Origin of the sequence: Streptomyces sp. NA02950 (assembly GCF_013364155.1) — a bacterium.
Classification (GTDB): domain Bacteria; phylum Actinomycetota; class Actinomycetes; order Streptomycetales; family Streptomycetaceae; genus Streptomyces.
Window position 1 is genome coordinate 9,608,874 of the sequence record NZ_CP054916.1, and the last position, 10,847, is coordinate 9,619,720.

Annotated in this window: 14 protein-coding genes; all 14 read right to left on the reverse strand. The window is 66.7% G+C overall.

What is annotated here, in order from left to right:
• Positions 1 to 66: 66 nt before the first annotated feature.
• Positions 67 to 483: a hypothetical protein gene (locus HUT19_RS41150; protein WP_176178479.1), complete on the reverse strand. Its 417-nt coding sequence runs from the start codon at positions 481 to 483 to the stop codon at positions 67 to 69.
• A 331-nt stretch (positions 484 to 814) separates the two neighbouring features.
• Positions 815 to 1,468, reverse strand: coding sequence for a hypothetical protein (locus HUT19_RS41155; RefSeq protein ID WP_176178478.1), 654 nt, complete (start codon positions 1,466 to 1,468; stop codon positions 815 to 817).
• A gap of 12 nt (positions 1,469 to 1,480) precedes the next feature.
• Positions 1,481 to 1,921, reverse strand: a complete 441-nt coding sequence (locus tag HUT19_RS41160) for a hypothetical protein (RefSeq protein ID WP_254885323.1) — start codon at positions 1,919 to 1,921, stop codon at positions 1,481 to 1,483.
• A 107-nt stretch (positions 1,922 to 2,028) separates the two neighbouring features.
• Positions 2,029 to 2,958, reverse strand: a complete 930-nt coding sequence (locus HUT19_RS41165; protein WP_368661737.1) for an IS5 family transposase — start codon at positions 2,956 to 2,958, stop codon at positions 2,029 to 2,031.
• Between the two features lie 26 nt (positions 2,959 to 2,984).
• Entirely contained in the window at positions 2,985 to 3,404 is a 420-nt protein-coding gene (locus tag HUT19_RS41170; protein WP_176178476.1) for a hypothetical protein, read from the reverse strand.
• A 2-nt stretch (positions 3,405 to 3,406) separates the two neighbouring features.
• A complete protein-coding gene (locus HUT19_RS41175) occupies positions 3,407 to 4,087 on the reverse strand; it encodes a DUF6192 family protein (protein WP_176178475.1) in 681 nt (226 codons plus the stop codon).
• A gap of 490 nt (positions 4,088 to 4,577) precedes the next feature.
• Positions 4,578 to 5,834 carry a DNA polymerase III subunit beta gene (locus HUT19_RS41180; RefSeq protein WP_176178474.1) on the reverse strand — a complete coding sequence of 419 codons (1,257 nt, stop codon included), beginning with the start codon at positions 5,832 to 5,834 and terminating at the stop codon, positions 4,578 to 4,580.
• 117 nt (positions 5,835 to 5,951) lie between these two features.
• Entirely contained in the window at positions 5,952 to 6,317 is a 366-nt protein-coding gene (locus HUT19_RS41185) for a hypothetical protein (protein WP_176178473.1), read from the reverse strand.
• A gap of 105 nt (positions 6,318 to 6,422) precedes the next feature.
• Positions 6,423 to 6,812: a DUF2958 domain-containing protein gene (locus tag HUT19_RS41190; protein WP_176178472.1), complete on the reverse strand. Its 390-nt coding sequence runs from the start codon at positions 6,810 to 6,812 to the stop codon at positions 6,423 to 6,425.
• A 124-nt stretch (positions 6,813 to 6,936) separates the two neighbouring features.
• Positions 6,937 to 7,683, reverse strand: a complete 747-nt coding sequence (locus HUT19_RS41195) for a hypothetical protein (protein ID WP_176178471.1) — start codon at positions 7,681 to 7,683, stop codon at positions 6,937 to 6,939.
• A 251-nt stretch (positions 7,684 to 7,934) separates the two neighbouring features.
• Complete coding sequence (locus HUT19_RS41200; RefSeq protein ID WP_176178470.1) at positions 7,935 to 8,990, reverse strand: hypothetical protein; 1,056 nt, start codon at positions 8,988 to 8,990, stop codon at positions 7,935 to 7,937.
• Between the two features lie 138 nt (positions 8,991 to 9,128).
• Entirely contained in the window at positions 9,129 to 9,365 is a 237-nt protein-coding gene (locus tag HUT19_RS41205; RefSeq protein ID WP_176178469.1) for a hypothetical protein, read from the reverse strand.
• A gap of 110 nt (positions 9,366 to 9,475) precedes the next feature.
• On the reverse strand, positions 9,476 to 10,021 hold the full coding sequence (locus tag HUT19_RS41210; RefSeq protein WP_176178468.1) for a hypothetical protein: 546 nt from the start codon (positions 10,019 to 10,021) through the stop codon (positions 9,476 to 9,478).
• A 117-nt stretch (positions 10,022 to 10,138) separates the two neighbouring features.
• Positions 10,139 to 10,813, reverse strand: a complete 675-nt coding sequence (locus HUT19_RS41215; RefSeq protein WP_176178467.1) for a hypothetical protein — start codon at positions 10,811 to 10,813, stop codon at positions 10,139 to 10,141.
• Positions 10,814 to 10,847: the final 34 nt, after the last annotated feature.

Here is a 10,847-nt window from a genome sequence, read left to right on the forward strand (position 1 = left end):
GCTGAGGTGGTGGGTCGGGTGTGGCTGGCCCGGGATTGCCGTCCCGGGCCAGCCGGTGAGCTGTGGTCAGCGCTTGATCGGCACGGGGACGAGCGGGATGTCGCGGCCGATCTGCTCGGCAAGGCCACGATCACGGGCGGCCTGGTCCAGGACGTCGCCGATCTCGTCCACCACAGCGGTGCACCGCAGGTAGCGAGCGCCGAAGCCGTGACAGAAGTGGGGAAAGCCGTTGGCGCCGAACTTCGCGTCAATGACCCACTGCTTCTCCCCCGCGAGCCGCGAGAGGAACAGCGTGGACGGCTTCTCACTGGCTGCTGAGGCGAGCTTGAGGTGCGCCTCGATGCCGTCCACGTCGCCGAGCACACCACGATCCAAGCGGCGTTCCATGCTGTGCAGGGTCAGGGTGAGGGTGAACGCCGTGCCCTCGTGCTGCACGGTGACGGTGATCGGTTCGGGAGTGGCGGGGGGCTCGGGGGAACTCACGTTGACTCCTTCGGTCGGGCCCAGTTGCCCGGTGCTGGAGGGTTGGATCGCCGGTACGGGTGGGTTGCCGCCCAACTCGTTCCGACATTGCTAATTCTACGCTCTTGGGGGGTGGTGTCAACCACCGCGCTTCGACCTGGGCGGGGACGGTCCGGTCACGGCGGGCCGTCCCCAGGTACATGCCCTCAGTGCCTGTGCCATATCCCATGATCTGTGACGCACCGTGAGGAGTGTGGAGGCGGCCCACCGCCGCGCCGCTGGGACTGGTTCGGTGAGGCTCCCTGACGCCACGCGCTGGCAGCCAGGGACCGGGTCTGGGCCATCGTGCTTGTCACCAGTGAGTAAGGTCCATCAGCGTCGCGCAGTATGGATCACCATGGTCCGTGGCGTGGGGTTCCTCGGTGATCAATGAGCCGAGGGCGGAGACCAGGGCGGTGACGGCGCCGGATGGTCGGACGTCGGCGGCCGTGACGGTGGTGTCGTCCTCCCTGTCGAGGTAGAGCCGCAGACGGTCGGGGGCGTGCAGGAGGAACCCCCGCAGCCGTGGTTCGGGCTGGTCCTCGGTCCACGGGCAGGTGAGGCTGCGCAGGATGGTGAAGGCGCCGTCGTGCGACGAGGCCGGGGCAGGCTTCAGAGACGCTACGTCCACGCGGACCAGGGGCATGCCCATCACCGTGTCGACACGGTTGCTTGAGTAGATATGGGTTCCGCTGAGCAGGGCTCTCACGATGGCGAGGACATCCTCTCCGCTGAGCAAGGACTCCGGGTCCTGCACGGAGGCCAGCGGGATCTGCCAGGCAGTCAACTCATCCGCTGCATCCCGCGGCAAAGGGCCTGTCACGACCTGGATGGCCTCGCTCCGAAGAGGCGCAGGAAGGATGCCCCGGATGAACTGGCCACCGGGCAGGGGCATGTGGAAATGGTGGAGCAGCAGGCGGGTGATGTCCGCCTGCTGCTCCGCGATGTCATCGGGTTCGAAGGTCACTTGCTGATGCTGTCATTGGTTGAGCCAGTTCGGGCACTTGGTCATGCCCTTGCAGTAGGCGGTGATGACGCCGATCTTCTTGCCGCGGCCGGCGTCGTAACGTCCGTCGCTGGTCTTGCGGGCGTACTGGGCGATGACGATGACCTTCACCCGGCGGCTGCCGTTCCACGCGTATGCCCAGTACTCGAGGCGAGCGCCGCTGACCTTGTCGGGCTTGCCGTCGATGGCCGCATTCACGATCTTGCACTTCTTGATGTTGTGTCGGCCGGAAAAGTGCTTCCATCCCAGCTCGCTGTTGCCGACCCGAGTGGGAACCACTCGGCCGTCCCAGTCTTTCTGTTGGCACTTGACGGTCTTGTCCCAGGCCGGGCCGGCCTGAGCGGGTGTAGTGATGATTCCGGTGAGAAGGGCCGTTGCGGCAATGGTCGCCGCCCCCGTTGCGATCCTCTTCATGACCCGACCATGTCATAGCCGGTGGCTGCGCGTCACCCACTTTCACATCAAGTAACAATTTTAAGACAACAGTTCGATGGCCACATTCACCAACTCTGCTCAGAGTTTCAGCGCAGGACTGCGGGGGCGAGGCGGATCGGCCGGGGCAGCTCTGTCCGCAGGCGTATGGGCATGGGCTTGCAGGCTTCCTTCTCCGGCTCGACGGGGTGGGAGTTGGTGCGGGGCCGTCTTGGTGGCTGGGTGAGCCGGCGGGTCATGAGGGTGATGGTGGTCCAGGTGATGTGGGCTTCGCTGTGTGAGATGAGTCTTTCGTAGTCCCGTACGTTTCTGCGGGCTCGCATGACCCAGGAGATGGCGCGTTCCACTCGCCATCGCTTGGCGAGGACGGCGAAGCCGTCCTGGTCTTTTCGGCGGGGCACCGCCTTGAGGGTGAGGCCGAGGCGGGTGCGAGCCCAGTCGGCGAGAGGTCCGCCGTAGGCGGAGTCAGCCCAGACGACCGTGACTTCAGGGTGGGTGAGGCTGAGCCGGAAGAGCAGGTCACGGGCAGGAACGCTGTCGTGCGGGGAGGCCTCGGTGACCATCACGGTCAGCGGCATGCCGCGCATGTCCACCGTGAGGTGGCGCTTCCTCCCATTGATCATCTTGTGCCCGTCGAAGCCTCGCGTATCCGCTCCCACCGTCTCGGCGCCCTTGACCGACTGCGAGTCCAGGATCACCGCGACGGTGCGGGGATTGAGTCCGTCATGGATACGGACCTGTTCGTGCAGCTCGGCGTGGATGCGGGCCAGGTCCCCGCTGGCTCTCCACCGCTGGAAGAACCCGAACAGGGTGCGCCAGGGGATGCCGAAGTCGACCGGCACGGATCTCCATTTCACGCCGTTGTCGTTGACGTAGCGAATCGCGTCGACGACATTGCGGCGCGGGTGCACCTCGGGGCGCCCGCCCGTCGGTCGGCAGCACGCCGGCCGGGGCAGTAAAGGTTCCAGGACGGCCCATTCGGCGTCCGGGGTGTCGCTGGGGTAGTGCCGCTCGCGCACGGCGCTCTGCTGGGTATGAGGGCAGGTCATGGCCGTTCCATGCGCCAGAGGACTTCCAGGGTCGCTCTGACGCCGCCGAGCTGGTCGAGGACCAGGCGGGCCCACTCGTCCTTCGGCTTGCGTTTGGTGTGCGGAGCGACGATCCCCTCGATGACATTCGTCATCCGGTTCAACTCCGCCTTGAAGACCGCCTTCTCGTAAGCGATCCACACCTCGGGATCCTCGGACAGCTGGAACCCGTCCCGGCGGTTGTGCGTCACCGGCGGAAGTCCGTCCTTGACCGCGTTCTTGCGCAGAAACCGGATGGCCGTCCAGACCTGTGCTGGACTCCGTTTGGTGGCCTTGGCCAGCTGCTTTCCGTGCAGTCCGGCAGGCTTCGCCTCTTCCAGGGCTTTGCGTATCGCTTCGGCATGAACATGAGCGGGATGCCCCGCCCGCCGTTTCATGGCTACTGGTCCCGCAGCAGTTCAGCCAAGGCCTCGTCCAGGTCCACCTTGCCGGTGGAGACCGCGGTCTCGATCCAATCCGCGGTCGCCCGGATCTTCTCCAAGTTCCGTGCCACCAGATCGAGTTGTGACTCGGAGAACTCGCGTCCGCGTAGTTTCGGAACCAGCCGGCTCGCCCCGGCCACGAAGCCCTGGCACACCCCGATCAGGTCGGTGAACTCCATGGCGCGGTGGAAGCCCCGCACGATCGCGACGGGATCGAGGACACCGTCGTCCTGGTCCGCCTCCGGCTGGTCCCACCAGTCCTCTTCATCATCGTCCTCGTCGTGCTCAGCCTGGTCGAACTGGGCTTCATTGACGAGCTCACGGGCTTGCCGGTCCCGCATTGCGCGGAAAGCGACCTCCGGCCGGTGCAGCAGTTCACACGCAGCCAGCGCCGCGACCTGCTCGTCTTGCGCGAGGTCCCGGATGGCCTCGACCTTTTCCGCGACCGTGACCGGCGTCGCGGTGGGCCAGCCCGCCGCCCGCTTCGCCGCGTCTCCGCTCCACCGGGACTCGCCCGTGCGCTCGTCGGCCGGCGGATGCTGGATCAGCTCGTACGCGTCCGGCGTCGACGCCAAGATCCGGTGGACCTCGAACGAGACGCCCTTCTGGCGCTGGTCCTTCGGCCATCGCGCGGCCACCCAGATACGTCCGCACCGTATGGAAGGAGAGGCCTATCGCCTCGGCGAACAGCCGCAGACAGCCTTCCACCCCCAGCTCGTCGTCCTCGAGCGACATGTTCCCGCCGTGCGTACGCAGCGGTGCGATCTCCAACGCAATGTCACCCAGCGTGAACTGGCATCCCGTCATCACATGGACCAGCTGAACCGACTGGTCCACCAGATCCTCGAAACGCTCACCCGGCACGCTGCCGATCGTCTGGGGCACGACAACCCACTCCCTGGACGGGGCGGAAGGGCTGGCCCCTCACCAGCCGCAGCAACTCCGGCCCGCATATGCCCGCCAGGCTCCGCCGCCCACCCCAAGGTCACCACAAACGACCGTAAAAACCCCACATCACGTGCGAACCGTCCCGCTCCTGCCCGAGCGCAGCACCGATCCCGGCACACAACTGAACGACTCTGCCATCCGTCACAGAAGGTGACAGATCATGGGATATGGCACAGGCACTCAGTGCAACTCGACAGGGACCAACAGGTGCCGGTATCCCTCGCCGGAGATGGCGTCACATTCGGTGAACAGTACGGGCCGGCGGAACTGGCCGTTCTCGGACTCGCCAAGGTGCAGGGTGACGGTGTCGCTGCTGAACGCGCTCAGGGCGTCCAGCAAGTAGCCGGTGCCCAGGGTCAGGGTGGCTCCGGGAACGTGAGCGCCGCGGCCGTGGGTGATGTCGGCGGGTACCTTCACGCCGCGTACCCTGGCCTGCTCCTCGTCGTCGCCGACGTACGGGGCGAGGGTCAGTTCGCCGTCAGCGTTCCACTGTGCCGTGACCGTGACGTACTCGGCGGCCACGCCTTTCGCTGTGGCCAGGGCGTGACCCTTCTTGGTGGCGTTGACCATGGCGGTGCGGTTGACCGTTAGGGCGGTGTGGCTCTCACGGGGGAAGTAGGGATTGAGGAAGAGGAAGTCACGCATTTCGCAGTGGATGGTGACTTCTGTTGTCCCCATGGTCAGGGAGATGAACGCGTTCGAGTCGTCCGCACGGATGCCGATTCCGATGGGGCCGGTGTGCTTGCCCATGTGCTTGACGATTGCGGTCAGCACGCGAGCGGGGATGAGGGCGCTGCGGGGCGGCTCGGTGGCCATGGTCTGTCGTGGCTGCGCTGCCACTTCGGCTCGTGCGACACGGCGCCGGTCGGTGGCCTCTACTTCGAGCACTCCGCCGGACAAGGTGAAGTGCGTCATGGTCAGCGTGGTCTGGGTCGGGTCAGTGCTCGCGGCGGGGAGCACACGGGCCAGCTGGCCGAAGAACTCCGGCCCGGCGACGGTGACGGTCGGCGGCACGGTGGGCGGCAGGCTGGCGTACTCCTCCAGCGGGTACGTGGTGAGCGGTACTGACACGTGCGGCGTTGACAGTTGACCATCTTCGACGGTGACGACGGTCTCGGCGGCGGCGGCCTTGGGCTCACCCTTCACGACGGCGGCTACGACCTTCTTCAACTCGTCGTAGTCCAGCACACTGCACCCGGAGGGGCCGGGCTCCGCGGGGACGCTCACCGTGACCGCGACTTCCTGATCGGATGCGCGCAGCTTCACGACGCGACCCTGCGCCTGGGCAACGATGCCCCCGGCGATCGGTACGGCGGGACGGGCAGGGACGGCGAGAGCGGTGAGTTTCAGCGCGGTGGTGAGGTCCTGATGACGGGCTCTGAAACGAACCGGGCGCTCGGCGGTGGACGGGGACGGTGTGCGGACCGGATTGACCATGTGGTGCCTCCTGGTGGGTTGGGTGCCGCCGCACCGGGGATGCGCGCCAGTGCGCAGCCGGGCGGTGGGGTCCGCCGGGCCTTGCCGGGCCCGGCGGAACCCGTGGTGAGCAGGGGTTCAGCGGATGACGCGCAGACAGATCAGGGGGAAGAGGGTCTCAGGCGTCCACTGCTCCACGTTGTCCGGAACATTGATCTTCCGGCTGCGGGCACTCCAGCGCAGCTCTTTGGTGGACTCCTCGTCGAAGGTGATGCTTGCGGACCGGCCGATGATCGCCTGGACGGTGCCGCGCTTGCCCTTGAAGTCAGCGGGGCGGATGTTGACCACCTCCACCAGTGCACCGGTGGTCACGGCGGCGGCAGCAGCATTCGCCAGTGCCTTCCGGCGCTCCTTAACGACCTCCTGGATACGAGCGAGGTCGTCCTCGCTCGTGTGCGTCGCGATGAACGAGGTGACCTGGGACATGGTGAGCGTGTCGCTCATGGGACTTCCCTTCCTTGGTGGGTGGATGACGGTGGCCGACCGTGCCTTGCCGGGCGCAGCGGCCACCCGGTGGCCGGGCCCCGTTTCGGGGCCCGGCGCTGGGGGCTAGCTCGCGCGGTTCGCGACGTTGATCAGGGGGATGTCACCAACGCGCGTGGGGGTGAAGTACAGGTCCCGCTGGATGAGGAACGGGCTGGAGACGTTCGCCAGATCCGGGAGACGGAAGAGGCCCCATTCCCCGTAGGGCACGTTGATCCGCGCCCATCCGAACGCCATTCCGTCCCTCGGGTTCAGCTCGGTGACGAACCAGTCCGAACCGGCGACGGTGAAGTAATGCAGGTGCACCACCAGCTCATGCGTGGGCGTGCCTTCCGTCTCGGTCAGCGGCGGAATCTGCGCGATGGCTTCCGGCTCGGGGTAGAAGTCGTGGCCGCGACGCTGGCGGTAGTTGTCGGGGAGCGCGTTGTGCTGCGGGGGGTCCGCGTCGTGGAACATGTGGCTCCTTCGGTTTCGGCGGGGCGGCTGGCGTGCAACCGCTGCCGTGCGGAGGTGGGTTGGATGAGCTGTGCCGGGCCGGTGGGTTGCCGCCCAATCGGTCCAACAGTGATAATTCTACGCCTCAGAGAGTGGTGTGCAACACCGCTGCGCCGCACTCGTGTGCTTCGATCCACTGCCAAGCGATGCCCTGTGAAACTGCTGCGTAGACCGTGCGTTGGGAGTCCCGGTCTATCACCGCGTGGCTACGCGGACCGGGGTCCATCCCGGCCCCCCGCGGCCCGAGGCGCACCGTGTAGTAACGGCCACGATCCCCCTCCAGATGGGTCCGGATCCGGTTGCACTGAACCATGTGCTTTCCCGCGCGGTCGGCGTACCGGTGCCAGCCGCGCAGTCCGTAGGCGGCCGCGTAGGCGTCCAGGCGCGCCGCGTGCCACGCCCGGTCTTCTGCCGGGGCAAGTGTCTCGGCGGCTGCGAGGTTGGACATCACTGCATCGTGGACGCTGGCATGCCATCGACGCATCCCCTCCCCGGTGGCTTGAGTCCGCCCGGCTCGGCGAGCTGCCGCGTTGGCCTCCTCCCGCCGGTAGCCTCCCCCGTCGGGCATACCCGTCAGATCGGCCAGATCGGGAACGGGGGCGATCGGCGGCACATCGGTGCCGGGCCGCGGCACCGCGCGGGCCGGGGTGGGCAACTGCAACCGTGTGCGTAGGGCATTGCGGGCGGCCTTGGCAGAGGCGGGCCACTCCTCGTAGGGCGTGCACTGCGGCGAGTCCCCCGACCGGCAGGCGGCTATGGACCGCTCCACCTCTGCCCAGTTCTTCCGGTCGAACTCGGCGTCACGCTCGGAGTGTGTGGTGCGGCTGTCCATGATCCCGTGACCCCGGCCCCAGTCGTCGGACTCGGTTCTGCCCCTAGCCGGAATCGACATTCCGGCTGGCCACTCACCCGGATGGCGCCGGTCGTAGTGGTTGTCCCTCCACCTGAGAGCCATATCGCGGTGGGATGGGCACAGGTCGGGAGGAATGGGCTCGTTGAGCATCTGTCTCGTCCAAGGGGATGGGTTGGCTGGTAGATAGGGCAGATTGCAGCCAGCACTCCGAGAGAGGGGGGCTGAGTTGGTCAGGGGTGGGCGGCGGACGTTGCCGCTCGACGGTCATCGGATTCCGGGTCACCGGGTTCCGGCTCTGCCAGCGATGCGCCTTTGAAGCGCTTCGCGATGTCGGTCCGAATCTCGCGCAGCACATCCGGGCGGTAGATCGTGAACCGGGTACCGAACGGCCCCAGATAGCCTTTCCCGCTGGTCTCCAATACGCCCCGTGCGGGGTCAGCTTCGTACTCCCGCTTGAATCGGACGGTCACCCATCCTCTGCGGTTGCCTGATGTCAGGTGCCAGATGACGTCGCCCGGCTCCAACTCCCTCATCGTTACGGTGCAGCGCTTCGCCACCGCAGCCTGATACGCCGTGCACGCTCGCTGTCCCCGGCGAGTAAGCGACCGCTTCGTGCCGTTGCACTTGAAGCACACCCGCCCGAACGAGCGGCGCCCGGTCCCGCTACAGCGCGTACAGACCTCCGACTCGAAGGCAATCCGAGGAAGCGGCCTCCTCGCCCCGTCCTCAGATGACGGAGCGGACTGGTCGGCAAAAGACCGTGAAGCTCGGCTGAGACGACCGGAACGCACATGGAGGGCGGCGGTCCGGCCCCGAGTCTCGGGGGAGTCCTCGCGGTCCTCCTGGGCCGCGCAGAATCCACACAGCATGCCACGGGCAGGCATGGAGTTGTCGCCGATGGCGTCGCACCGCGCGCACAGCAGGTGAAGGTACACAGACATCGCAGGAATAGCGTGGATGTTCGTCTCGGCCTGTCCGTCCGGCCGGAACAGAACGACCCACGACCCACCCTCTCTCCCTTCCTTCCCCGTGACTGTGCCTTTCCCCATCGGGGTGCTGATCCGCGTTCCGGGCGTGGCCCGGGCAGCGATGATCTCACCACGCGCGACACGACCGGTGTCGGTGACGTAGTGGTGCACCACGGTGCGCCGCGTGGTGCCGCACTGCTCGGTACGGCACTCGGCCAGGTCGTGACGGACCAGGAACTCGAGGGTGTTGGGCCGGGCCTGAATCCGGCCGTTGACGGCAGTCATGAGGGCCCGCTGCTGAGGGGGGCTGAGCTTCACGGAGATCTCCTGGAGACAAGTCCTGGGGAAGGGAAGGCGGGCCCGGGGGCGGGGGTGCCCCCCGGGCCGAACGTGGCGCGTGGTATGCGGTGCGCGGCCGGTGAGCTCGGCTGGGCCTCAGTGCGTGTTGGAGCGGCGCTAGGCAGTGCGCACGGACTGGCCAAGCCAGGTGGCCAGGTGCTCCCACTGGGCTGCCTCCTGGCGCACGGCGCTGATTTCCTGGGGGCCGAACATCGCCGGTACCCCCGCCATGTGGTCCGCGTCGCCACGGAGGTTGTACGCCTTGCGCTGGGCCGCGCGCATGGTGGCGAATCGTTCGGAACGCTGCCACACAGAGAGCGACGCGTCAGTGCGGGTGAGTCCAAGAGTGATCACGATCTTTGCTCCCTGACATGGGGCGATGGGCCGTAGCGGTTGATGCGGTGTTGGAGAACCGTTGGGCCGGGGGTGTGGTGCGGGTTGCGCCCGCACCACACCCGTTGAACTCAGCCGTTCAGGCGCTTCTCACGGTCCCGCGCCGCGCGTTCGAACCGCTCGGCCTCAACGGTCTCTTCGAAGGAAGACATGGAATCGAACAGCACCTGCACCGGATCGCATCCGAACGAGACGGCGACATGGCACAGAGCTACGAGGAATTCGACGGTGTCGTTGGTCTCCCGGTGCTCGACTTCCGACATGGGCCCGGCCACCAGCGCAACACCCCCGTACTCCTTGTCCTCTCCCGTCCTCACCTTGAACACGCGATGCGCGACGGATACGAGCGCGTCAGCGTGCACAACTCCATCCATGTGGTGCAGAACGTCGGTGGCAACGTCGATGAGGGTTGCCATTGTCGCGTCGGGGTTGATCTCTTCCTCCTCGGGCAACTTCCTTTCCTTGTTGCCCTTCTGCACCGCGTGTTCGTTGGCCACCCTCTCCGCGATGGCTTCCAGCACCTCATTGGTGGGCGGGTGCTCGCTTGCCAGGAAACCGAAGGCAGTCAGGGCCTTTTCGCCCATGCGGGCCCGGTAAAAGGTGTTCGCGTAGTCCACGACACTCCTTGGTTGGTGGGTTGGAGCCGGCTCGGGGTGGTTGCCGCCCTCCCCGTTCCGACAGTGATAAATCTACGCTCTTTCAGCTAGGTTGGCAACCCCACGCGTGGGAGAGATCTACACCCGGGGGTCGTTGCAGAACTCGACGTCAACGTCAGTGACGGCGAGGTATCGCCGCGCAGGGTTCCTGCGCCATAGCCGCTGGCGTGCGTTCGCTGCGGCGTCCCTCCGGCCGTCGACTCGCCAGAAGTGATACAGGATGGGGGGATGGGCGTCCTGCCATCCGCTGTCGGTGTGCACTCCAGCGGAGATACGGGCCGTGATCCGCTTGCCCTGCTGCTTGTCGGAACTGCACCATACCCGCACCACCGGTGTCCCCCGGCGGATGGCCTCTACCTCTTCAGTGCTGGCAGTGACCTTGGCATAGGCCAACGTGGCAGCGGTGATCGTCTCCGGTGTCACGGGCATGTCGATACCTCGGAAGCGTGCGGCGGTCGGCTCGATCGCCAAGATGAGTTCTTCGGCGTCCCGTAGAGCAAGCTCCGTGAGCTCTCGGGCCTCGGCGTAGGCCCGGGTGCGGTCCCTTCCTGACAGGCTCCCGGCCTTGGCCGTGGCCTCACTTGCGGCCGCCAGGGCGGAGGCAACGGTGAGCATCAACAGGCGCATGTTGGGGGGCACATCAGGTTCCAGGGCCGTCATGTGGCGGTGGAGATTGTCCAGGCGGTCTGTGCTGGGGGTGAGCTGGGCGAACGCGAGCGCTTCGTGAGCGGCGTACGCGGTGAAGTTGGGCATGGCGGTCTCTCCTGGAAGTGGGCTGAGGCGGGGG

Excerpts from the sequence above, each read along its gene's own strand:
- HUT19_RS41160 (WP_254885323.1), bottom strand. The coding sequence starts at position 1,921 with ATGAAGAGGATCGCAACGGGGGCGGCGACCATTGCCGCAACGGCCCTT.
- HUT19_RS41170 (WP_176178476.1), bottom strand. The coding sequence starts at position 3,404 with ATGAAACGGCGGGCGGGGCATCCCGCTCATGTTCATGCCGAAGCGATA.
- HUT19_RS41180 (WP_176178474.1), bottom strand. The coding sequence starts at position 5,834 with ATGGTCAATCCGGTCCGCACACCGTCCCCGTCCACCGCCGAGCGCCCG.
- HUT19_RS41185 (WP_176178473.1), bottom strand. The coding sequence starts at position 6,317 with ATGAGCGACACGCTCACCATGTCCCAGGTCACCTCGTTCATCGCGACG.
- HUT19_RS41190 (WP_176178472.1), bottom strand. The coding sequence starts at position 6,812 with ATGTTCCACGACGCGGACCCCCCGCAGCACAACGCGCTCCCCGACAAC.
- HUT19_RS41195 (WP_176178471.1), bottom strand. The coding sequence starts at position 7,683 with ATGGACAGCCGCACCACACACTCCGAGCGTGACGCCGAGTTCGACCGG.
- HUT19_RS41215 (WP_176178467.1), bottom strand. The coding sequence starts at position 10,813 with ATGCCCAACTTCACCGCGTACGCCGCTCACGAAGCGCTCGCGTTCGCC.